The organism is Bradyrhizobium sp. 604_D8_N2_3 (assembly GCF_051810765.1).
GTDB classification, from domain to species: Bacteria; Pseudomonadota; Alphaproteobacteria; order Rhizobiales; family Xanthobacteraceae; genus Bradyrhizobium; species Bradyrhizobium barranii.
In genome coordinates this window covers 205,875-227,589 of record NZ_JBPWPM010000001.1, presented here as the reverse complement: position 1 = coordinate 227,589, position 21,715 = coordinate 205,875, and the positions used below count along the sequence as shown (strand labels likewise).

The window sequence follows — 21,715 nt, the reverse complement described above, 5'->3', positions numbered from 1 at the left end:
TCAGGTCGAGGCGTCGAATGCCGCCAACACATGGCGCGGAAGTGAGCGCGGCGCAATCAGCATGGCGTCGAATCGCAGTTCGAATTCGGCATGCTCGGGATGCGCCACGAGCCAGCCTTGCGCGGCGTCGATGATGCGCTGCTGTTGGCGCGGGGTCACGGCGAAGGCGGCGTCATCTAGCGTCGCGCGGGCCTTGACCTCGACGAAGGCGATCAGGTTGCGGCGGCGCGCCACGATGTCGATCTCGCCATGTGGGGTGCGGTAGCGCCTGGCGAGGATGCGGTAGCCCTTGGCCATGAGATAGGCGGCGGCGCGGCTCTCCGCGGAGATGCCGGTGCGGAACGCGGCGACGCGCTCGGGCGAGGCGACCTTCGGTTCCGCGCCCTTAGTCTTCGCCATCGCCGTCCCTCAGGTCCTTTGCGAGCTCGAGCGCGCGGGCATAGACCTCGCGGCGCGGTCGGCCCGAGAGCGCGACCGCATGCGCGACGGCATCCTTGACGCTGTGCGCGGCGAGCTGCTCGCGCAGCAGGCCGTCGAGCGCATCCGAGGTCAGCAGCTCCGCGTCCGCCGCAGGCGGCGCGATCACCAGCACGAATTCGCCGCGCGTCTCCAGCGTGTCCGCTCCGCGTGCCAGCTCCTGCAGCGGGGCGCGCGAAATTTCCTCGTGCAGTTTCGTCAATTCGCGGCAGATCGCGGCTTCGCGCGTCCCCATGATCTCGGCAAGCTCGGCGAGCGTGTCCTGGACGCGGTTGCCGGAGTCGAACATCACGAGCGTCGCATCGATGCGGGCGAGCTCTGCAAGGCGCGACTTTCGCGCGGCGGATTTCGCCGGCAGAAAGCCCTCGAAGAAGAAGCGGTCGGTCGGCAATGCGGCGACCGACAGCGCGGCCAGCACCGAGGACGGGCCGGGCAGCGCGTAGACCGCATGGCCGGCTGCGCAGACCTCGCGCACCAGCTTGAAACCGGGGTCGGAGATCAGCGGCGTGCCGGCATCCGACACCAGCGCGATCGAGCCGCCCTGCCCCAGCGCCTCCAGGATCCTCGGACGCGCCGCTTCCGCGTTGTGCTCGTGATATTGCTTGAGCTGCGCCGTGATCGCGTAGCGCTCGGTCAGGCGCCGCGTGATGCGGGTGTCCTCGCAGGCGATGACGTCGACGCCGGCGAGCGTCTGAAGCGCGCGCAGCGTGATGTCGCCGAGATTGCCGATGGGGGTGGCGACCAGATGGAGGCCCGGCGCCGCCTTCGGCGCCGTCAGCCGATGGGCGTCGATGGAGAAACCGCGCGAGGCGGGATCCGTCGCTTCAGGTGTATTTATCGGGCTCGGCTTTACGCGCATAATGAATCGAACTTAGGCATGATCCCGGGGGCTGGGAACCGGTCCTCGGAAAAAGATCGCGCCAGGTCAGGGGTGAGGAAGGACTGGAATGTGATCCATCCGGCATCACATTGCAGAGGGAATGAAGCGTCGGCGCCACATTCGCGGCGGAAACGCCGCCTTGATGCGGGTGACGGATGGTGGACAGCTAGCCAGGGCTTGAGGTGTGGCCGCGTTAAGTGGTCATTATCCTTTTGTTTTAGTTAACTATTTGCCGACAATATGCCTGAATCCGCGGCTTGTGTCGTGGAAAGAATGTTGTGACCGGCCGGCCGACGGTCGGTCAGAAGAGAAGTTGTGATGCTGGGCCCGCGCGATCCTAAATCTCCCGTTCAGGGCTCCCGATTATCGGGGGCGACCCGGCGGAGCGCACTCGGCCTGTTACTCGGCGCCCCCTTGCTGTCGGCCTGCGCCGGCGTGCAGCAGAGTCTCAGCCAGTTCTCCAACCCGTTCAGCAGCTCCTCCCCGGCCCCGGCTCAGCCGGCCGGACCGCCGCAACAGGCCACCACCGCCGGCAGCGGCGGGGTGAAGGTTGCCGTGATCCTGCCGCTCTCGGCCGCCGGCAATGCCGGCCTTGCCGCGCAGTCGATGCGCAACGCCGCCGAGATGGCGCTGGCCGAGTTCCAGAATCCCAACATCCAGCTCCTGATCAAGGACGACAACGGCAGCCCGCAAGGCGCCCAGGCGGGCGCGCAGCAGGCGGTCGACGAGGGCGCCGAGATCATCCTGGGCCCGCTGTTCGCGCAGTCGGTGCCGGCGGTGGCGCAGGTCGCGCGTACGCGCGGCATCTCGGTGATCGCGTTCTCGACCGATTCCAGCATCGCCGGCCGCGGCGTCTTTCTGCTGAGCTTCCTGCCGGAGTCCGACGTCAACCGCATAGTCGAATATTCCGCCAGCATCGGAAAACGTTCCGTCGCCGTGCTCGTGCCCGACAATGCCTATGGCAATGTCGTCGAGGCCGCGGTGAAGGCGGCGGTGCCGCGGCGCGGCGGCCGCATTGTCGCCTTCGAGAAATACGGCGCCGATCGCGCGACGCCGGCACGCACCGTGGCGCAGCAGCTCGGCAGCGCGGATGCGCTGTTCATCGCCGATGACGGCGATGCCGTCGTCGCGGTGGCCGATGCGATGACGGCCGCAGGCGCGAATTTGCGCAACATCCAGCTGCTCGGCACCGGCCTGTGGGACAATCCGCGCGTCTATGCCAATGCAAACTTGCAAGGCGGTCTCTACGCCGCGCCGGACCCGGCCGGCTTCCGCGCCTTCTCCGGCCGCTATCGCACCAAATACGGTGCCGAGCCGATCCGCACCGCGACGCTCGCCTATGACGCGGTCGCCCTCGTCGCCGCGCTCGCGCGCACGCAGGGCCCGACGCGCTTCTCGCCGGATGTGCTCACCAACCCTTCCGGCTTCGCCGGCATCGACGGCCTGTTCCGCTTCCGCGCCGATGGCACGAATGAGCGTGGGTTAGCGGTGATGAAGGTGACGACAGGTGGTGGCGTGGCGGTCGCGGGCTCGCCGAAGAGTTTTGGGGCTTGATGGCTTCGTAGTCCGGATGGAGCGCAGCGCAATCCGGGTTCTATCCGAGTGGCGAAAGCGTCCCGGATTACGCTGCGCTCCATCCGGGCTACGGCAGCTCGCTATGCCGCCAGATCCGCGACCACTGCATCAAGCACCGGAAATCCGCTGCTCGTGACCCGCAAGCGCCCCGTCGCATCCACGATGATCGCGCCCTCCTCGCGCAACAGCGCGATGCGCTTGGGATCAAGCGGGCGGCCCGACAGCGCGCTGTAGCGCTCGGGGTCGATGCCCTCGGCGAGGCGGAGCCCCATCAGCAGAAATTCGTCGGCGCGCTCCTCGCTGTTGAGGAGATCGTCGGTGACGTTGCCGTGGCCGTTGGTTTCGACCCGCATCAGCCAGGCTTCGGGGCGCTTCTCGGTGGCGGTGGCGTGCCTGATCCCGTCGATGTCGAGGCGGCCATGGGCACCGGGGCCGATGCCGGCATATTCATCGCCGCGCCAATACACCAGATTGTGCCGGCACTCGGCGCCGCGCCGCGCGTGATTTGAAATCTCGTAAGCGGGCAGGCCGAGCTTGTCGCAGGTCTCCTGCGTGACGTCATAGAGCGCGCGCGCGACGGCTTCGTCCGGCGTCTTCAATTTGCCGGCCTGGTGCAGGCCGAAGAACGGCGTGCCTTCCTCGATCGTCAATTGATAGAGCGACAGATGCTCCGCGGCTTCATCGATCGCGAGACGCAGCTCGTCGGCCCACATCGCCGGTGTCTGGTCGGGGCGTGCGTAGATCAGGTCGAAGGAGTAGCGGTCGAACGAGCGGCGCGCGATGGCGACAGCGTCGAGCGCTTCGCGGGCGCTGTGCATCCGGCCCAGCGCTTTCAGCGAGGCATCGTCGAGTGCCTGCACGCCGAGCGAGACGCGGTTGACGCCGGCGGCGCGATAGCCGGCAAAACGCGTGGCTTCGACGCTGGTCGGGTTTGCCTCGAGCGTGACCTCGACATCGCTGGCGACGTGCCAGTGCTTGCCGATGGCATCGAGCACCGCGCCGACGGTCGCGGGCTGCATCAGTGAAGGCGTGCCGCCGCCGAGGAAGATCGAGGTGACTTCACGCCCGGGCGCACGCTGTGCGGTCGTTTCGATTTCGCGCGCGAAAGCTGAAGCGAAGCGCGTCTCGTCGATCGCGGCGTGGCGGACGTGGCTGTTGAAGTCGCAATAGGGGCACTTCGACAGGCAGAACGGCCAGTGTACATAGACGCCGAAAGCTTGCTTAGCGCGGCTCAAGGCAGATCTCCGCCAGTTTCACGAAGGCGCGGGCGCGATGCGACAGGCCGAGGCCAAGCGGCGGCAGGCCGTGCTTCTCGATACTGGTCATCTCGCCGAACGTGCGATCGTGGCCATTGGGCAGGAACATCGGATCATAGCCGAAGCCGGCGGTGCCGCGCGGCGGCCAGGCCAAGGTGCCGTCGACGCGCGCCTCGACCTCTTCGAGATGATCGTCGGGCCAGGCGACGCAGAGCGCGGATACGAAATGCGCGGTGCGCTTGTCGGGCGTGGTGGCGCCGCGCTCCTGCAACAGGCGCTCGATCTGCGCCATCGCGGCGGTAAAATCCTTTGCTGGACCGGCCCAGCGCGCGCTGTAGATGCCGGGCGCGCCATCGAGCGCGTCGACCACTATGCCGGAATCGTCGGCGAAGGAGGGAAGCTTGGTCGCCTGCGCCGCCGCGATCGCCTTGATCGCGGCATTGCTGCGGAAATCGTTGCCGGTCTCGTCGGGCTCGGGCAGGCCGAGCTCACCGGCCGACACCGCCTCGATGCCGTGAGGCGCGAGCAGCTCCTTCATCTCGGCGAGCTTGCCGGGATTGTGGGTCGCGATGACGAGCTTTTCGGTGATTCGGCGGTGCATGGGCCTATTGACTACGCGACGGCCAGTTTCTGCAAGTCCACGAGACGGGCAATGCCCTTCTGGGCCAGCGCCATCAGCGCGAGGAATTCGTCTTGTGTGAACGGTTCGCGTTCCGCGGTGCCCTGCACCTCGATGATGCGGCCATCGCCGGTCAGGACGAAATTGGCGTCGGTCTGGGCTTCCGAATCCTCGGCATAGTCGAGGTCGAGCACGGGCGTGCCGTTGTAGATGCCGCAGGAGATCGCGGCGACGTTGTCGCGCAGCACCTTGGCCTTGATCATGTTGCGCGCCTTCATCCAGTTGATGCAATCGGCGAGCGCGACCCAGGCACCGGTGATCGAGGCCGTGCGCGTGCCGCCGTCGGCCTGGAGCACGTCGCAATCGACCGTGATCTGGCGCTCACCGAGCGCTTCGAGATCGACGATGGTACGAAGCGAGCGGCCGATCAGGCGCTGAATCTCGACGGTACGGCCGCTTTGTTTACCCGCGGAGGCCTCGCGGCGGGTGCGTTCGGAGGTCGCGCGTGGTAGCATGCCGTATTCGGCGGTGACCCAGCCGCGGCCTTGGCCCTTCAGCCACGGCGGCAGGCGGTCTTCCAGCGTGGCGGTGACCAGCACATGGGTGTCGCCGAATTTCACCAGGCAGGAGCCTTCCGCATATTTGACCACGCCGCGCTCCAGCGTCACGGGGCGCAATTCGTCGGGCGCACGGCGGCTTGGCCGCATGGGAAATCCTCCAAAACTCTCGGAAAAGGGCTATTCGCGGTGCTTGTAGGTGGGGTGAGGGTGGGCGGCAAGGCTTTTTCACCCCCAGTTTTCCACCCCGCAAACGCCACGCTTGTCAGAACCCTCCGGGATGGACAAATTATAAGCGTCTGAGAGGAGTTACCGTCCGTGGCCCATCACGATCCGATCCATCTGATCGCGCCGCGCGCAGGCCTCGCCCAGCTCAACGAGCGTTCCCGCGACATCTTTCGTCAAATTGTCGAAAGCTATCTCGCGACCGGCGAGCCGGTCGGGTCGCGCAATATTTCGCGGCTGATCGCGATGCCGCTGTCGCCGGCCTCGGTCCGCAACGTCATGGCCGACCTGGAACAGCTCGGCCTGATCTATGCGCCCCACACCTCCGCCGGCCGATTGCCGACGGAACTGGGCTTACGCTTCTTCGTCGACGCCCTGATGCAGGTCGGCGACCTCAATGACGCCGAGCGGCAGTCGATCCAGAGCCAGTTGACGTCGGTGGGTCACGCCCAATCGGTCGAGGCGGCGCTGTCGGAGGCGCTGACGCGGCTGTCCGGTCTCACCCGCGCCGCAGCGGTCGTGTTGACCCCGAAATCCAATGCGCGGCTGAAACACATCGAATTCGTCCGGCTGGAACCCGAAAAGGCGCTGGTGATCCTGGTCGGCGAGGACGGTCAGGTCGAAAACCGCGTGTTGTCGCTGCCGCCGGGAGTTCCCTCCTCGGCGCTCACGGAAGCCGGTAATTTCCTCAATGCGCGGATTCGCGGCCGCACGCTGGCCGAGGCGCGGCTCGAGCTCGAAACCGCGCTCGGCGAAGCCCGCGCCGAACTCGACCAACTGACGCAGAAGGTGATTTCGGCCGGTATTGCGAGCTGGTCCGGCGGCGAGAACGAGGACCGCCAGCTGATCGTTCGCGGCCACGCCAACCTGCTCGAGGATCTGCACGCGCTGGAGGATCTGGAGCGCGTTCGCCTGCTGTTCGACGATCTCGAGACCAAGCGCGGCGTGATCGACCTTCTGGGACGCGCCGAGACCGCCGAGGGCGTGCGGATCTTCATCGGCTCGGAGAACAAACTGTTTTCCTTGTCAGGCTCCTCCACCATCATCTCACCCTATCGGGATGCCGCCGGCCACATCGTCGGCGTTTTGGGCGTGATCGGGCCGACGCGGCTGAATTATGCCCGCGTAATCCCGACCGTGGACTACGCCGCGCGCATCGTCAGCCGCCTCCTGGGGGGCTGACCGGCGTTTCCTCCGATCACGGGCGCTTGATTTTCGTGAGCTTAGGCACGATATCCGGGCCAACAATCCCTTGAGACGAGTTCGAGAAGAGAGCCGATGACCGATCGAGACCGGCAGCCCGACGACACTACCCCACCGACCGACGAGCCCGTGGTGTCAAAACCCTACATCATGCCCGACGATCCGGAGCCCGGCTCGGTCGAGCTGTTGCAGAAGGAAGCCGCCGAGGCGCGTGACCGCATGCTGCGGACGCTGGCCGAGATGGAAAATCTGCGCAAGCGCACCACCAAGGAGGTCGCCGACGCCCGCCTCTACGGCATCACCGGCTTTGCCCGCGACGTGCTCGACATCGCCGACAATCTCCAGCGTGCGCTCGATGCCGTTCCGGCCGAGGCCCGTGCCGCGGCCGATCCCGGCCTGACCTCGCTGATCGAGGGCGTCGAGCTCACCGAGCGCTCGCTGCTCAATGCGCTGGAAAAGCACGGCGTCAAGAAGTTCGATCCGCAGGGCCAGAAGTTCGACCCGAACTTCCAGCAGGCGATGTACGAGGTGCCGGATGCGTCGGTGCCTGCGGGCACCGTCGTGCAGGTCATGCAGGCCGGCTACACCATCGGCGAGCGCGTGCTGCGCCCGGCGCTGGTCGGTGTCGCCAAGGGCGGCACGAAGGCTGCACCGGCTGCGAACAGCAACGAAGTGAACTGAGCGGCGCACTGGTTGATCCTCATGGTGAGGAGGCGCGTCAGCGCCGTCTCGAACCATGCAGGCCCGGCTGTTGCAGCTCGGCCTTCATCCTTCGAGACGCGTGCTAAGGAGCACGCTCCTCAGGATGAGGGTTTGGCAGCTTTTCGCGCCGCTTACGCGCTCACCGCGATATCCGCGGACTGAATCCGCTTCACGCCGGCCTTGGCCATGTCGGCCCAGGCTTTTGCGAGCGAACCCTGCGTGTCGATGCCGCGGCAGGCGTCCTCCACCACATAGACCTCGAAGCCCGCCTTGCGCGCATCGAGTGCGGTCCAGGCGACGCAGAAGTCTGTCGCGAGGCCGGCGACGAAGACGCGCTTGATCTTGCGGCCCTTCAGGTAACCGGCGAGGCCCGTCGAGGTCTTGCCGTCGGCTTCGAGGAAGGCCGAATAGCTGTCGACGTCCTTGTGAAAACCCTTGCGGATGATGAGCTCGGCATGCGGAATCGCAAGATCCTTCGACAGCGCGGCGCCGTCGGTGCCCTGCACGCAATGGTCGGGCCACAGCACCTGCTTGCCGTAGGGGAGATCGACGGTCTCGAACGGCTTCTTGCCGGAGTGCACCGACGCAAATGAAATGTGGCCTGGCGTGTGCCAGTCCTGGGTCATCACCACGTTCGCAAAGGCTTTCGCCATCTTGTTGATGACGGGAACGACCTGCTCGCCTTCCTTCACGGCGAGGCTGCCGCCGGGCAGGAAGCAGTTTTGCACGTCGATCACGAGCAGCGCGGAGGCATCGTCCGGCTTGATCGATGCGGCCGCAAGGAGCGCGGTTGGAGCAAGGGCTACGAGAGCGCTTGTCCCAAGCGCCGCGAGGATTTGTCGTCGATCAAGCATCGTTCGCCTCCCTCCAGGATGATCCAATGGAAGGAAGCCTAGTTCCGTTCGTATACGAACAGAAGCCCGAAAATGCAGCCGGCTCTGTCCAGCGCTTGGGCTAACCCTTGGACTAACCCTTGAGACTAACCCTTGAGACTAACCCTTGAGACTAACCCTTGGGCTGGATGCCGTCGCGCACAGCGCGGAAGCGGGTGAAGGCGGCCGACCACTGGTCGCGCGGGGCGCTGGCGATGATGCGCAGCGAGGCGCCGCCGCTCGAGAAGCGGATCCACTGCACCACGGTCACGGGCGTCTTGTCCTTGCCGCTGACGCCGTCGATCCGGGTCTCGAAACCCTGCTGGCCGTTGATGCGGATCGGCTCCGACATGGTGACGCGGGATTCGCGCACGCCGGGGATCTGGAGCGCGGCCTCCTGGGCAAAGCGGGCGCGGTCGTCGGCCTGCTGCGGGGTGGCGCCGATCAGGCCGAGGATCATGAACGGCTTGGATTCATAGCCCGAACTCTCATTGCCGTCGGCCAGGATGATGCTGGAGCCCGGCGCCAGGGTGCGGATGTCCTTGAAATCGGCGAGATCGGTGATCTTGAACGGCATCAGCCCGATCTGCTCTTCGGCCGAGACCTGCTTGCGGGTGACGGCGCTCGCAAACATCTGCCGCACCGCCTCGTCGGTGTAGATCTTGGTTGCGTTCTCCGGGATCTGCACCGCGACATAGCCGGAGAAACCGGCGCCCGGCACGATCATCGAGTAGCGCTTCACCGGCGTCTCGCCGGCCTTGCCGCTTTCCATGGTGAAATAGGCAAGACCCGCGGGGGTCTCGATCTTGTCCTGCTTGACGCCGGCGGTGCCGCCGGGATTGGAATTGAAGGCGCTCACGACCTCCCCATAGGCCGCCGGCGGCAGCTCGGTGATCAGCACCTTGACGCTGCCGTCCTCGCTCTCGAAGCCCGGAAACGTCTTGGCCGTGCTCAGGCCGACCAGCGGCACCATGCCGAGGCGCAGGCCGGGCGGGAAAACGGCATCGGCCGCAAAGGCCGGAAGCGCTGTGGCGACGAGGACGGCGAGCGCGGCGAGGGGGCGAATGAGCTTCATGGGCACTCTGATTGGTTCACATTGAGGCCGTTCGATGGTCGGCCATTGGGCCGCTTTGTCGCGCAAAGCCGCCTTGATGGCGGCGGTCCGGCCGCCCGCCTTTTAACGGGTTTGGCCCGCCGGTAACAGGGCGGGCAGATCACGGTGGCGGGGGCCGGCTGACGCCTGAACCTGTTAATAATTCATCACCCGCAAGGGCGGTTGAGCCCGGATATGATCTTCCAAAACCCAATGTTTTCATGGCCGAAACTTGCGTTCGGTCCTTGCGGGCCCCTCCCCCCCTCCTATATGAGCGTCAACCATCGCAATATCGCGGATGTTTGATCTTAGGGGGTTTGGAGCGGGTGCCTCTTGGGCCCAGCCAACCTGCCGCAAAAACAAGGATATCAGGACCATGGGAAAGGTCATTGGGATCGACCTCGGCACCACGAATTCGTGCGTCGCCGTGATGGATGGCAAGAACGCCAAAGTCATCGAGAATTCCGAAGGCATGCGCACGACGCCTTCGATCGTCGCCGTGACGGACGACGGTGAGCGCCTCGTCGGCCAGCCTGCCAAGCGCCAGGCCGTTACCAATCCCGAGCGTACGTTCTTCGCAGTGAAGCGCCTCATCGGCCGCCGCTACGACGACCCGATGGTCGAGAAGGACAAGAAGCTCGTTCCGTACAAGATCGTGAAGGCTTCCAACGGCGACGCCTGGGTCGAGGCCGACGGCCAGACCTACTCGCCCTCGCAGGTGTCTGCGTTCATCCTGCAGAAGATGAAGGAGACCGCGGAAGCCCATCTCGGCCAGAAGGTCGACCAGGCCGTCATCACCGTTCCCGCTTACTTCAACGACGCCCAGCGCCAGGCGACCAAGGACGCCGGCAAGATCGCGGGCCTTGAAGTGCTGCGCATCATCAACGAGCCGACCGCGGCCGCGCTCGCCTATGGTCTGGACAAGACCAAGACCGGCACGATCGCCGTGTACGATCTCGGCGGCGGCACGTTCGATATCTCCATTCTCGAAATCGGCGACGGCGTGTTCGAGGTGAAGTCGACCAACGGCGACACCTTCCTCGGCGGCGAAGACTTCGACATGCGCCTCGTGGGTTATCTGGCCGACGAGTTCCAGAAGGAGCAGGGCATCAACCTGCGCAACGACAAGCTCGCGTTGCAGCGCCTGAAGGAAGCCGCTGAAAAGGCCAAGATCGAGCTGTCGTCGACGACGCAGACCGAGATCAACCTGCCCTTCATCACCGCGGACCAGACCGGCCCCAAGCATCTGACGATGAAGCTCACCCGCGCCAAGTTCGAGGCGCTGGTCGACGACCTCGTCCAGAAGACGGTCGAGCCCTGCCGCAAGGCGCTGAAGGATGCCGGCGTCACCGCCGGTGAGATCGGCGAAGTCGTTCTGGTCGGCGGCATGTCGCGCATGCCGAAGGTCCAGGAAGTCGTGAAGCAGCTGTTCGGCAAGGAGCCGCACAAGGGCGTCAACCCGGACGAAGTCGTGGCGATCGGTGCCGCGATCCAGGCCGGCGTGCTCCAGGGCGACGTCAAGGACGTGCTGCTGCTCGACGTGACCCCGCTGTCGCTGGGCATCGAGACGCTGGGCGGCGTGTTCACCCGCATCATCGACCGCAACACCACGATCCCGACCAAGAAGAGCCAGGTGTTCTCGACTGCCGAGGACAACCAGAACGCGGTCACCATCCGCGTCTTCCAGGGCGAGCGTGAAATGGCGGCCGACAACAAGATGCTCGGCCAGTTCGACCTGATGGGCATTCCGCCGGCTCCGCGCGGCATGCCGCAGATCGAGGTGACCTTCGACATCGACGCCAACGGCATCGTCAACGTCTCGGCCAAGGACAAGGCCACGGCCAAGGAGCAGCAGATCCGCATCCAGGCCTCCGGCGGCCTGTCGGAAGCCGACATCGAGAAGATGGTCAAGGACGCCGAGGCCAACGCCGAGGCGGACAAGAAGCGCCGCGAGGCCGTCACCGCCAAGAACGAGGCGGATGGCCTGGTGCACTCGACCGAAAAGGCTCTCGCCGAGCACGGTTCGAAGGTCGCCGAGCCCGAGCGCCGCGCCATCGAGGATGCCGTCAGCGACCTCAAGGAAGCGCTGAAGGGCGACGATGCCGAGGCGATCAAGGCCAAGACCCAGACGCTGGCCCAGGCTTCGATGAAGCTCGGCGAGGCCATGTACAAGCAGCAGGCCGAGGCCGACGCCAAGAAGGATGCGGCCAAGGACGACGTCGTCGACGCGGAATTCACCGAAGTCGACGACGACAAGAACAACAAGAAGTCCGCCTGATCCCCAAGAGGGTGATGATGCGGACGGCTTGGACCCCACACGCGCTACCGGCCTCCCCCCTCACGGGGGAGGCCGTCGTGTCGGGCTCGGCGGGGTGTGTCCCCGTTACGATCGATCAATTCCCAGCCGTTATGATGAACGTCGCCGTGCCGCCCTCTGCCGCGAAGCAAAGGGCTGCCTATATCGTCTCCTGGCGACGTTGTTCCGCTCCGACTTGAATCGCGATTGGATAGACCGAGTTCAACATGTCCACGTCCACCAAGCGCTGCTATTACGAAACGCTCGAAGTCGAACGCACTGCCGACGATTCCGTCCTGAAATCGTCCTTCCGCAAGCTTGCGATGAAATTCCACCCGGACCGCAACCCCGGGGACGACACCAGCGAAGTCAAGTTCAAGGAAATCAACGAGGCCTACGAGGTCCTCAAGGACAAGGACAAGCGCGCGGCCTATGATCGCTTCGGCCATGCGGCCTTCGAGCAGGGCGGCGGCGGCGCCGGTTTCGGTGCGGGCTTCGCCTCCTCCTTCTCCGACATCTTCGAAGACCTGTTCGGCATGGCCGGGCAGCGCGGCCGCGGCGGCCGCGAGCGTGGCGCCGACCTGCGCTACAACATGGAAATCACGCTCGAGGAAGCCTTTGGCGGCAAGACCGCGCAGATCGAGATTCCGGTCTCGGTCACCTGCGAGGCCTGCTCGGGCATCGGCGCCAAGGCCGGCACCAAGCCGAAGACCTGCTCGAGCTGCGGCGGCGCCGGCCGTGTGCGGCAGTCGCAGGGCTTCTTCACGCTGGAGCGCACCTGTCCGAGCTGCCAGGGCCGCGGCCAGATGATCGAGGATGCCTGCCCGTCCTGTTCCGGCCAGGGCCGGGTCACCCGCGAGCGGACGCTGTCGGTCAACATTCCCCCGGGGGTCGAGGACGGCACCCGGATCAGGCTCGCCGGCGAAGGCGAGGCCGGGGTTCGCGGCGGCCCGCCCGGCGACCTCTACATCTTCCTGTCGCTGGCCCAGCACCAGCTCTTCCAGCGCGACGGCGCCGATTTGCACTGCCGGGTGCCGATCTCGATGGTGACGGCCGCCCTCGGCGGCGAATTCGAGGTGCCGACCATCGACAGCGGCAAAACCAAGGTGAAGGTGCCGGCCGGAACCCAGTCGGGCCGCCGATTCCGCATTGCATCAAAAGGCATGCCGGTGCTGCGCTCGCGCCAGATGGGCGACATGTACGTTCAGGTTGCCGTCGAGACCCCGCAGAATCTCACCAAGAAGCAGCAGGAATTGCTGGCGGAATTCGAAAAGCTCTCCTCTGGCAATACCCAGCCTGAATCCGTCGGCTTCTTCGCCAAGGTCAAGGATCTATTCAGTAATCGGGCGACCTGACTCGTCTTGACCGTATCGCCTTCGGCCTATACCTGTTTATGACCATTTTCTGACACGCCGCGGTCCCGCGGTCCCGTCCGGTCCCGACATGCCATTGCCATCGTCCGCGCGTGCGTTGAAGAAGCCCCGTCTCGACGACGAGGTGCGCTTTCTAAGGTCGTGGATCGAAAAGCCGCTGCACATGGGTGCAGTGATGCCTTCGGGCAAGCTGCTCGCCCGGACCATGGCGCATTACGTCGACGTCAACTCAGACGCACCCGTGGTCGAGCTCGGGCCCGGCACCGGCGCCATCACCTCGGCCCTGGTCGAGCGCGGCGTCGACCAGAAGCGCCTCGTCCTCGTCGAATACAATCCCGGCTTCTGCGCCTTGCTGCGCGACCGCTATCCGCAAGCCAAGGTGGTGCAGGGCGATGCCTATCGCCTGCGCGACACGCTCTGGAACGTGCTCAGCGCGCCGGCCTCCGCCGTCGTCTCCGGCCTGCCGCTCGTGACAAAACCGATGCTGACGCGGCTCCGGCTGGTCCGCGACGCCTTCGCGGCGCTGACCCCGGGCGCGCCCTTCGTGCAGTTCACCTATGCGGTGGTGCCGCCGATCCCGAAATCGCTGCCCGGCGTGTCCACAGAGGCCTCGGAACGGATCTGGATGAACCTTCCGCCGGCCCGCGTCTGGGTGTATCGCAAGGACTAATTCCGTCGGCATTCCCTTTTGCGCGGCGGACTCGTTTCGCCGAACGCATGGAAGTGGATGTCCGCACCCAAAATCCTGGTCATTCCCGGCTCGCTGCGCACCGGCTCGCACAATGCGAAGCTGGCGGCGGTCGCCGCCTATGAATTCGCCCAGGCCGGCGTCGACGTCACCCGTATCTCGCTCGCCGATTTTCCGCTGCCGATCTACGACGGCGATCTCCAGGCCAAGTCCGGCGTGCCCAAGCACGCGATCAATCTCAAGCGCATGATCGGCGCGCATCATGGCGTGCTGATCGTTTCGCCCGAATACAACGCCTCGGTGCCGCCGCTGCTGAAGAACGCGATCGACTGGGTCAGCCGCGTACATGAGCTGCACGAGACGCGCGGCGACGTGTTTCGCAACCGCGCCTTCGCGCTCGCCGGCGCCTCGCAGAGCCGGCTCGGTGCGGCCCGTGCGCTCCAGGCGTTGCGGCTGATCCTGACCTCCTGCCACGCCAACGTGATTGCCAGCCAGCTCACGCTCGCCTTTGCCGACCAGGCCTATGACGATATGGACAGGCTCAAGAACGAGGGCGACATCGCCGCGTTGAAGGAGCTGGCGCGGCAATTGATCGACATTTCCCAACGCATGATGTGAGGTGACATGACGCCAGCCGAGATCGCCCCGAAGGACCGCCTGATCGTTGCGCTCGACCTTCCCAGCGTTGACGCCGCGGAGGCGATGATCGCAAGGCTCGGCGACAGCGTCACCTTCTACAAGATCGGCTATCAGCTCGCTTATGCCGGCGGCCTGCCGCTGATCGGCAAGCTCGCCGACAAGGGCAAGAAGGTGTTCGCCGACCTCAAGATGCACGACATCGGCAACACCGTCACGCGTGGTGTGGAGAGCGTGGCCAAGCTGGGTGCTACCTTCGTCACCGTGCACGCCTATCCGCAGACCATGAAGGGCGCGGTCGAAGGCCGCGGTAGCGCGAGCCTGAAGATTCTCGCCGTCACGGTGCTGACGTCCTACAACGACGACGATCTGCATGCGGCCGGCTATCGGCTCAGCGTCTCCGAGCTGGTCGAAGCGCGCGCGCAGCAGGCGCAGGTGCTCGGCGTCGACGGGCTGGTGTCCTCGCCCGAGGAGGTCGGCGCCTTGCGCAAGATCGTCGGCCACCAGATGAGCCTCGTCACCCCCGGCATCCGGCCGGCGGGTTCTGCGAGCGGCGACCAGAAACGCATCATGACGCCCGGCCGCGCAATTGCCGCGGGCGCCGATTATCTCGTCGTCGGACGGCCGGTGGTGGAAGCCGCCGACCCCAAGGCGATCGCTGAAGCCATCCAGGCCGAGATCGCGCAGGCGCTCGGCGCATGATTCGGAAAAACCGCGCAGCGGTTTTCCGGTCGGATCATGCTTAGATAGAGACCGACAAACAGGGAGAAGAACAATGGCAAAGGGCTACTGGATCGGGCGCGTGGATGTGAGCAGCGACGAGGGCTACAAGCCCTATGCCGTCGCCAACGGTCCGATCTTCAAGAAATGGGGTGGCCGCTTCGTCGTTCGGGCCGGCAAGTTCACCACCGTCGAAGGCGCCAGCCGCTCGCGCAACGTCGTGATTGAATTTCCCGACTACGAGACCGCGATCGCCTGCTACAACTCGCCGGAATACCAGGCCAACATCAAGGTGCGCCAGCCGCACTCCATCGCCGACCTCATCATCATCGAGGGCTATGACGGCCCGCAGCCCTGAAGACGGATCGTCGCGAGAACCTATCCTGGATTGACGCGAGCATCATCCGGCTCTCGCGGACAGCACGCGCGTGCGATCATCGCACGCGATCAGGAGAGCGTCGCGGACATCTCCGCTCGCACTCACGTCGACATCATCTTGCATCACCTTGACGGACTCATTCGCTTGAACGCCTGAGGGTCGTTCGCGCCTGAGACGAAGACCGTGGCCGTCATTGGGTCCACCAGCTTGCCGTATTCTTTTGTCCCCAAATGGGGATTGCTGGATCGCTCTCGTTTCATCCAAGGTTGCTTGATCGGAGCCCACATCGATCGGTGATGGGCATCAAGCCAACCCGAAATCTGCGACGTCCGTGACGGGCCGCAAGGCGACCCGCATCGCGCATTTCCATGCAAAGGGAGTGAAGATCATGGCACTGATCATCGGAACAGCAGGCGACGATGTGTTGCCTGGCACGAATGTAGACGATCAGATCTTTGGCCTTCAAGGCAACGACACCATTACTGGCCTGGACGGCAATGATGACGTAAGCGGCGGCGCGGGCAATGATTCCATCGATGGTGGTGCCGGCAACGACATCCTTGATGGAAATGCCGGTATCGATACGATCACCGGTGGCGCCGGCGACGACACGATCAACGGCGGCGCGGGCGACGACACGCTGAACGGAAATGCCGGCGCCGACATCATCCACGGCGACCAGGGCAACGACACCATCGATGGCGGAACCGGCGCTGATCAGCTCTTTGGTGACGCCGGCGACGACGGCATCCACGGCGGCGACGGCAATGATGACATTCATGGCGGCGCGGGTGCCGACACCCTGTGGGGCGACGCCGGCGACGATACGTTGAGCGGCGACGCCGGCAATGACGTCTTGAATGGCGGCGACGGTAACGACCTACTCAACGGTGGATTCGGAGATGACACTCTGAATGGCGATGCCGGCAACGACACGCTGAACGGCGGACTTGGCAATGACCTGCTGAACGGCGGTACCGGTGACGACATCCTGAACGGCGGTTTGGGCGCCGATACGCTCAACGGTGGCGATGGCAACGACACCATGCACGGCGACGCGGGCGACGACATCATGGACGGCGGCGCCGGTAACGATACGATGTTCGGCGATGCCGGAGACGACGAGATGGCCGGCGGCGCGGGCAACGATGCCATGAGCGGCGGCGCCGGTGATGACGAAATGAGCGGCGGAACCGGCAACGACACGCTCGACGGCGACGCCGGAGATGACACGCTCGATGGCGGCGACGGCACCGATGTCCTGAACGGCGGGGCTGGGGCTGACATCCTGTCGGGCGGCGCCGGCAATGACACCCTGAACGGCGGTAACGGCGATGACGAGTTGTCCGGCGGCAATGGCGCCGACGTCCTCAACGGTGGACTCGGCGATGATGTGCTGACGGGCGGTGCTGGTACCGATACGCACAATTTCGGCGACAACACAGCTACGAACTTCGGCAACGATGAAGTCACCGATCTCAGCTTTGCCGATGGCGATGCCGTTGTTGTCGACGCTCCGCCAGGCTTTGACCCGGCTACAGTGGTAGTGGACGACGACGGCACCAACACCGTGCTGGATTTCGGCTTCGGCGCCATCCAGCTCGATGGCATCACGGGCGGCGCGACACCGTTCGAGTCGATCGCCGAAATCAACACTGCCGCCGGTTATACGGCCGTTGACGTTGTCTAGCGCCGACTAGTAGCGGGGCGGCTGTCAGGCCGCCCCGCCCTCATTTCAGTCAGTGATAGTGCCGGCAAGTTATGTATTCGCGTAACCGTGGTGTGATCCCAGCATCTGGTCAGAGATTGCTGGTGGCCTTGATTCCGGGACGATTCGCATTGGTGTGGATCGTTTGTTTCAGCGTGTCCGTAAACCTGCTGCTGCTGGTCGTACCTTTCTATTCAATCGAAGTGTTCGACCGCGTGCTCAGCAGCGGAAGCGTCGAGACGCTTGTCGGCCTCACCGTCATCGCCGTCGGCGCTCTCGCCTTCAGCGCCGCCTTCGACACGTTTCGTAACCGCCTGTTGAGCCGGTTCGCGGTCGGGTTCGAGCACTGCCTCGCTCCGATCATCCTTGAAGGCAGCATCACCGGCGCGGCGCCGGGCGACGGCCGGCAGCACGATCTGGTCAAGCTTCGCGAGTTGAGAACTTTCCTGTCGAGCGGAACGGTCACATCGCTGATAGATGCTCCGTTCCTCCCGGTGTTTATTCTCATCCTGTTCTTCCTGCACCCCTGGTATGGCGTCATAGCCCTGATCGGGGTGGGGGTCCTGCTGGCGATGGGTGTTGCAAGCCACTGGATCGCGCGCGGGGAAATTGCGCAGGCTTCGCAAGCGGCGTTGAAGACGCAGGCGTTGCTCGATGGAATCGTCCGGCACTCCAGCGTGGTGCGGGCGATGGGCTGGACCCGGGGCGCCATCCGCGCGTTCATGAGCCTCAATGACGAAGCCCTGTCTCCGGTGGTGCGGGCCAGCGAACGCATCTACACGATTAGCGCCGCCGCGCGAATGGTCAGGACCATCCTGCAGATTGCCGCGATCGGCTGCGGTGCCTGGCTCGTGCTCCAGAACGAGGTGCTGTCCGGCAGTCTGATCGCGAGCTCGATCCTGATAGCGCGCACGTTGCAGCCCATGGAAGGGTTGGTCTCGGCCTGGCGCGCGTTGGCATCTGCGCAGGACGCGTGGACGCAAGTCTGCAACGCCGCGATGCCGGTGCTTGCGCGTCCGCGGAAGACGTTGCTTCCGCCGCCAGCCGGCATGCTCAAGGTAGAGCGGGTGACATTCCGGATTGGCGGGACGCAGCGTCCCATTCTCGCGGGCATATCCTTTCAATGCCGGCCGTCCGAGCTTGTCGTCGTGATCGGGCCGACCGGCGCCGGAAAATCCACATTGCTGCGCTTGATGGCAGGCCTCGATCGGCCGACCAGCGGTACGATCCGGTTGGACCACGCAGCACTCCATACCTGGGATCCCGACCAGCTTGGGCAATTCGTCGGCTATCTCCCCCAGGACGTGCAGCTCCTGGAAGGAACGGTGGCCGAAGCCATTGCCGGGTTTGATGAATACGCACGGGACGAGGCCATCGTCGCCGCGGCCATGCTCGCGCAGGCGCATGAGATGATCCTGTCCCTTCCGGCCGGCTACCAGACCGAGATCGGCCGCGACGGCTGCAGGCTATCCGGTGGCCAGCGTCAGCGCATTGGTCTTGCCCGCGCCTTCTTCGGCGATCGCAAATTGATCCTGCTGGATGAGCCCAATGCCAATCTCGACCCGGACGGCGAAGAAGCGTTGTGCTCCGCCATTCAATCGGCCAAAGCGCGCGGCGCGGCGTCGGTGATCGTCACCCACCGGCCGCGGCTGTTGACCATCGCCGATGCCGTGCTGCTGTTGAGGGACGGCAACCAGGTCGCCTTCGGACCGCCATATGACGTACTTCGCGCCCAGCGGCCGGCACCGGTACCGGGTTCGGCAGGGCTCCCGCGCAATGTCGAACCTCAGAGGTTGCCAGGCAGGAGGGTCATTCCATGACGCAGACCGGTCATGCCTCCGCGATGTCCGCGCCTGTTGCAGGTCCGTCGAAGACCTGGCCGACGGAGCAACCGCGATCCGACATGCGACGGATCATCGCATGGGGCTGTGTATTGCTCGTCCTGCAATTTTGCGGCTTCGGCTTGTGGGCAACCACGGTTCCGCTCCGCGGCGCCGTCGTGGCACCAGGATTCATCAAGGTCCATTCGAAGCGCAAGGCGGTGCAACATCTGGAAGGCGGAATCATCAAATCGATCTATGTCCGGGAGAACGATCACGTCGAAGCCGGTCAACTCATTGCACGGCTCGACACCGCGCAGATCGAAGGGAGCCTTGGTTCCCTCGAAACCAAGTTCTTTGCTGATCTGGCGATGGAGGCCCGGCTGGCGGCGGAGCAAGACGGTGCGAAGTCAATCCGGTTTCCGGACGAATTGCGGGAAAGTGCAACGCGTCTCTCCGCACGTATCGCCATTCAAACCCAGGAGGCCGAATTTGCCGCGCGACTGGCCGCGATTGAGAATGAGCGCAAGGTGATCGATCAGCAGATGCTGCAAAACGCGGACACCATCCGCGGCCTGCAGAGCAACACCCAAGGACTTGAACAGCAACTCAAGCTGTTGCGGGAAGAGATCGCCGACACGAGTTATCTCCTCGCAAAGGGCCTCGCCCGGAAACCACGTTTGCTGGCCTTGCAACGGGCCGAAGCCGAGGCCACCGGACAGGTCGATCGCAATGCCGCGTCAATCTCGGAGATGCAGGGCAAGATCGCGGAGTTGCAGGACAGACGCAGGCAACTGGGGTTCAACCAAAATCAGGATATCGCCAAGCAGCGGCATGCGACGAGCGAGGAGATCGGCGACCTCAGACATCGAATTGCCGCGTTGCGTGCCCAGCTTGTCCGGTCTGAATTGCGTGCCCCGGAAAGTGGAAGGATCGTCGGCCTCAACAGCAGGGACCTCAATGCCGTGCTTGGACCTCGGGAAACCCTTTTGGAAATCGTTCCGATGCAAGATCGGCTTGTCATCGAGGCGACATTGAAGCCTGCCGATCGGGAAGAGGTCTATGTCGGACAGATGGCGCGTGTGCGAGTTCACGCGCTGAACATTCGCCGCCGGCCGATGCTCGAGGGAAGGGTCGTCGGCGTTGCGGCAGACGCACTGACCGACACCCATTCCGGCGACAGCTCCTATTTGGCCGAGGTTGAGCTGGACCCCAACGCGCCGACGGCCTCCTACATCTCCACATTGATGCCTGGAATGCCTGTCGAGATATTTGTCGAGACGGGGGAACGAACCTTTGCGGAATATCTTTTGCAGCCGATGACGTTACGGATCAACCGTGCGTTCAGGGAGAATTAAGCGCTGGTAAGGGGTGGGCCGGCCTATGAGGGAGGCGACCGTGCATGAGTGCAGTAAGGCACTACCTTCCGCACAGGATGATTTTCGTTCCGATTGCGTCGAGCGCGCCTCGAAGCAAGGCAATGACGGATGCGGTCCGTCTGGGTCTTGTCCGGAGCCACGCCCGCAACAGGCCGCAATGGAATATTTCGCAAAGGCCATGGCGGAATTGCTCGGCTGCCGGAGCTGCTACGTAGCCATGCTATCCGCCTCCGGGCTGGAAGAAGCCAGGATCGGAGATGCTCCTGCCGATCCGTCATGCGCGGCGATGGTTGAGCGATTTGCGCGCAAGGGTACAGCCGAGGACGTCGCCTCGCTCGAGCCGATCAATTCCCGGACCTCCTTCGTCCGCAAGTTGATCGGCGCGGAACCCCCGGTAAAGAGTCATTCAGTCATTGGCAGGTTTGCTTCCGATGAGCGAACCACGGTCGTGTTCGTGGCCGGATGGCGACCGGCCGCGCTTGCGGCATCGGAGATTCCGGGCTTGGCGCATACCGTGCGCCCGTTATGGAAGGCTGCTCATTCACTTGCCCGGCAAGCGCCGGGGCAGGTCGATGCGCAACTCTGGCTCGAAGAGCTGACCTTTCCCGCCATCGTCGTGGACCAGGGCCTGCACATTTACGCAGTCAATCGTGGTGGACGCGTGCTGCTTGCCAAGCGCGAGTTGCTCAGGATGGAAGGAGGCAGGCTTGCTGGCTCATGCGCTTCCGTGACCGAGAGCTTGCGGGGGGCAATCGGGAAAGTGCTCATCGAGAGCGGGACTCATGGATGGTTCAACACTACGGTACCGCTTTCGACGGATCGTCAGCAGTTCGCCTTCGCCAAGATCGGCGCTGTTCCAACGCATGACAAGCTGGGACAGGCCCTCATCGTCGTGCCGCAATTCGATGACGTGCAGGGCGCGCACTGCATCGCATCTGCCTTTGGCTTGAACTGGGCTGAGGAAAGAATCGTCGCCCGGATTCTTCAATTCCAGTGCCCTCGCGATATTGGAGCCGAGCTTGGGCTGACCGAGGCAACGGTGCGAACCTACACCAAGAGGATCATGCTCAAACTGGGGATCAACCGACAGTCGGAGTTCTTTCTTCTGTATCATCTCACCCAATCGCCTTTTGGCGCTGGCAGGCGCGAGAACTGGGTGAGCCGGTCGGCCTCCGATTGTCGATTGGACGAAGAGGGTCCGATGAGATTGCGGACGGCCGGCAAGCATTCGCCTGAATGAGTACGGGGTTCTCCGCG

At 64.5% G+C, this 21,715-nt stretch carries 20 protein-coding genes; 13 read left to right on the top strand and 7 right to left on the bottom strand.

The genetic code is table 11. From position 1 onward, the window contains the following. Both AB7245_RS01015 and rsmI read right to left on the bottom strand, forming a co-directional pair. Complete coding sequence (locus AB7245_RS01015; RefSeq protein ID WP_063980253.1) at positions 1-399, bottom strand: YraN family protein; 399 nt, start codon at positions 397-399, stop codon at positions 1-3. Continuing rightward, the gene (gene rsmI / locus AB7245_RS01010; protein WP_063980252.1) at positions 386-1,336 is read right to left on the bottom strand and encodes a 16S rRNA (cytidine(1402)-2'-O)-methyltransferase; all 951 of its coding nucleotides are present in this window, start codon (positions 1,334-1,336) and stop codon (positions 386-388) included. Before rsmI ends, AB7245_RS01015 begins: the two co-directional genes overlap by 14 nt. A 339-nt stretch (positions 1,337-1,675) precedes the next feature. Between rsmI and AB7245_RS01005 the strand changes: the two genes are divergently transcribed. After that, the gene (locus AB7245_RS01005; RefSeq protein ID WP_063980251.1) at positions 1,676-2,911 is read left to right on the top strand and encodes a penicillin-binding protein activator; all 1,236 of its coding nucleotides are present in this window, start codon (positions 1,676-1,678) and stop codon (positions 2,909-2,911) included. A 101-nt stretch (positions 2,912-3,012) separates the two neighbouring features. On the opposite strand, the gene hemW is transcribed toward AB7245_RS01005, so the two are convergent. From hemW to rph, 3 genes are read right to left on the bottom strand one after another with little or no spacing between them, the layout of a single operon-like run. Beyond that, complete coding sequence (gene hemW, locus AB7245_RS01000; protein ID WP_063980250.1) at positions 3,013-4,167, bottom strand: radical SAM family heme chaperone HemW; 1,155 nt, start codon at positions 4,165-4,167, stop codon at positions 3,013-3,015. Then, positions 4,154-4,789 carry an RdgB/HAM1 family non-canonical purine NTP pyrophosphatase gene (rdgB, locus tag AB7245_RS00995; RefSeq protein WP_063980249.1) on the bottom strand — a complete coding sequence of 212 codons (636 nt, stop codon included), beginning with the start codon at positions 4,787-4,789 and terminating at the stop codon, positions 4,154-4,156. The genes hemW and rdgB overlap by 14 nt, the downstream gene beginning before the upstream one ends. An 11-nt stretch (positions 4,790-4,800) precedes the next feature. After that, positions 4,801-5,514, bottom strand: coding sequence for a ribonuclease PH (gene rph, locus AB7245_RS00990; protein WP_014490830.1), 714 nt, complete (start codon positions 5,512-5,514; stop codon positions 4,801-4,803). 168 nt (positions 5,515-5,682) lie between these two features. Between rph and hrcA the strand changes: the two genes are divergently transcribed. Both hrcA and grpE read left to right on the top strand, forming a co-directional pair. After that, on the top strand, positions 5,683-6,771 hold the full coding sequence (gene hrcA / locus AB7245_RS00985; RefSeq protein WP_063980248.1) for a heat-inducible transcriptional repressor HrcA: 1,089 nt from the start codon (positions 5,683-5,685) through the stop codon (positions 6,769-6,771). A gap of 96 nt (positions 6,772-6,867) precedes the next feature. Further along, positions 6,868-7,473 carry a nucleotide exchange factor GrpE gene (gene grpE, locus AB7245_RS00980; protein WP_063980247.1) on the top strand — a complete coding sequence of 202 codons (606 nt, stop codon included), beginning with the start codon at positions 6,868-6,870 and terminating at the stop codon, positions 7,471-7,473. 152 nt (positions 7,474-7,625) lie between these two features. Here the strand turns inward: grpE and pncA are convergent, their stop codons facing one another. After that, positions 7,626-8,348: a bifunctional nicotinamidase/pyrazinamidase gene (gene pncA / locus AB7245_RS00975; protein ID WP_028155509.1), complete on the bottom strand. Its 723-nt coding sequence runs from the start codon at positions 8,346-8,348 to the stop codon at positions 7,626-7,628. A 151-nt stretch (positions 8,349-8,499) separates the two neighbouring features. Then, positions 8,500-9,441, bottom strand: a complete 942-nt coding sequence (locus AB7245_RS00970; RefSeq protein WP_063980246.1) for a hypothetical protein — start codon at positions 9,439-9,441, stop codon at positions 8,500-8,502. 394 nt (positions 9,442-9,835) lie between these two features. Here AB7245_RS00970 and dnaK point away from each other — a divergent pair, with 394 nt between their 5' ends. From dnaK to AB7245_RS00920, 10 genes are all read left to right on the top strand, one after another. Further along, on the top strand, positions 9,836-11,737 hold the full coding sequence (dnaK, locus tag AB7245_RS00965) for a molecular chaperone DnaK (RefSeq protein ID WP_028148797.1): 1,902 nt from the start codon (positions 9,836-9,838) through the stop codon (positions 11,735-11,737). A 245-nt stretch (positions 11,738-11,982) separates the two neighbouring features. Next, the gene (gene dnaJ / locus AB7245_RS00960) at positions 11,983-13,110 is read left to right on the top strand and encodes a molecular chaperone DnaJ (RefSeq protein WP_063980245.1); all 1,128 of its coding nucleotides are present in this window, start codon (positions 11,983-11,985) and stop codon (positions 13,108-13,110) included. Between the two features lie 88 nt (positions 13,111-13,198). Beyond that, positions 13,199-13,798 carry a class I SAM-dependent methyltransferase gene (locus AB7245_RS00955; RefSeq protein ID WP_028148799.1) on the top strand — a complete coding sequence of 200 codons (600 nt, stop codon included), beginning with the start codon at positions 13,199-13,201 and terminating at the stop codon, positions 13,796-13,798. A 57-nt stretch (positions 13,799-13,855) separates the two neighbouring features. Further along, the gene (locus AB7245_RS00950; RefSeq protein WP_063985970.1) at positions 13,856-14,434 is read left to right on the top strand and encodes an NADPH-dependent FMN reductase; all 579 of its coding nucleotides are present in this window, start codon (positions 13,856-13,858) and stop codon (positions 14,432-14,434) included. Positions 14,435-14,440: 6 nt separating this feature from the next. After that, entirely contained in the window at positions 14,441-15,154 is a 714-nt protein-coding gene (pyrF, locus tag AB7245_RS00945) for an orotidine-5'-phosphate decarboxylase (protein WP_063980244.1), read from the top strand. 73 nt (positions 15,155-15,227) lie between these two features. Then, the gene (locus AB7245_RS00940; protein ID WP_063980243.1) at positions 15,228-15,530 is read left to right on the top strand and encodes a DUF1330 domain-containing protein; all 303 of its coding nucleotides are present in this window, start codon (positions 15,228-15,230) and stop codon (positions 15,528-15,530) included. A 409-nt stretch (positions 15,531-15,939) separates the two neighbouring features. Further along, positions 15,940-17,241, top strand: a complete 1,302-nt coding sequence (locus AB7245_RS00935; protein ID WP_231143746.1) for a calcium-binding protein — start codon at positions 15,940-15,942, stop codon at positions 17,239-17,241. A 122-nt stretch (positions 17,242-17,363) separates the two neighbouring features. Further along, positions 17,364-19,079, top strand: coding sequence for a type I secretion system permease/ATPase (locus AB7245_RS00930; protein ID WP_231145447.1), 1,716 nt, complete (start codon positions 17,364-17,366; stop codon positions 19,077-19,079). Next, on the top strand, positions 19,076-20,437 hold the full coding sequence (locus AB7245_RS00925) for an HlyD family type I secretion periplasmic adaptor subunit (protein WP_063980241.1): 1,362 nt from the start codon (positions 19,076-19,078) through the stop codon (positions 20,435-20,437). The genes AB7245_RS00930 and AB7245_RS00925 overlap by 4 nt, the downstream gene beginning before the upstream one ends. A 178-nt stretch (positions 20,438-20,615) precedes the next feature. Further along, complete coding sequence (locus AB7245_RS00920; protein ID WP_283017902.1) at positions 20,616-21,698, top strand: helix-turn-helix transcriptional regulator; 1,083 nt, start codon at positions 20,616-20,618, stop codon at positions 21,696-21,698. Positions 21,699-21,715 lie beyond the last annotated feature (17 nt).

Excerpts from the sequence above, each read along its gene's own strand:
- AB7245_RS00925 (WP_063980241.1), top strand. The coding sequence starts at position 19,076 with ATGACGCAGACCGGTCATGCCTCCGCGATGTCCGCGCCTGTTGCAGGT.
- AB7245_RS00955 (WP_028148799.1), top strand. The coding sequence starts at position 13,199 with ATGCCATTGCCATCGTCCGCGCGTGCGTTGAAGAAGCCCCGTCTCGAC.
- dnaK (WP_028148797.1), top strand. The coding sequence starts at position 9,836 with ATGGGAAAGGTCATTGGGATCGACCTCGGCACCACGAATTCGTGCGTC.
- AB7245_RS01005 (WP_063980251.1), top strand. The coding sequence starts at position 1,676 with ATGCTGGGCCCGCGCGATCCTAAATCTCCCGTTCAGGGCTCCCGATTA.
- AB7245_RS00940 (WP_063980243.1), top strand. The coding sequence starts at position 15,228 with ATGGCAAAGGGCTACTGGATCGGGCGCGTGGATGTGAGCAGCGACGAG.
- rdgB (WP_063980249.1), bottom strand. The coding sequence starts at position 4,789 with ATGCACCGCCGAATCACCGAAAAGCTCGTCATCGCGACCCACAATCCC.
- rph (WP_014490830.1), bottom strand. The coding sequence starts at position 5,514 with ATGCGGCCAAGCCGCCGTGCGCCCGACGAATTGCGCCCCGTGACGCTG.
- AB7245_RS00970 (WP_063980246.1), bottom strand. The coding sequence starts at position 9,441 with ATGAAGCTCATTCGCCCCCTCGCCGCGCTCGCCGTCCTCGTCGCCACA.
- grpE (WP_063980247.1), top strand. The coding sequence starts at position 6,868 with ATGACCGATCGAGACCGGCAGCCCGACGACACTACCCCACCGACCGAC.
- AB7245_RS00950 (WP_063985970.1), top strand. The coding sequence starts at position 13,856 with ATGTCCGCACCCAAAATCCTGGTCATTCCCGGCTCGCTGCGCACCGGC.
- dnaJ (WP_063980245.1), top strand. The coding sequence starts at position 11,983 with ATGTCCACGTCCACCAAGCGCTGCTATTACGAAACGCTCGAAGTCGAA.
- AB7245_RS00920 (WP_283017902.1), top strand. The coding sequence starts at position 20,616 with ATGGAATATTTCGCAAAGGCCATGGCGGAATTGCTCGGCTGCCGGAGC.
- pncA (WP_028155509.1), bottom strand. The coding sequence starts at position 8,348 with ATGCTTGATCGACGACAAATCCTCGCGGCGCTTGGGACAAGCGCTCTC.
- rsmI (WP_063980252.1), bottom strand. The coding sequence starts at position 1,336 with ATGCGCGTAAAGCCGAGCCCGATAAATACACCTGAAGCGACGGATCCC.
- AB7245_RS00935 (WP_231143746.1), top strand. The coding sequence starts at position 15,940 with ATGGCACTGATCATCGGAACAGCAGGCGACGATGTGTTGCCTGGCACG.
- pyrF (WP_063980244.1), top strand. The coding sequence starts at position 14,441 with ATGACGCCAGCCGAGATCGCCCCGAAGGACCGCCTGATCGTTGCGCTC.
- AB7245_RS01015 (WP_063980253.1), bottom strand. The coding sequence starts at position 399 with ATGGCGAAGACTAAGGGCGCGGAACCGAAGGTCGCCTCGCCCGAGCGC.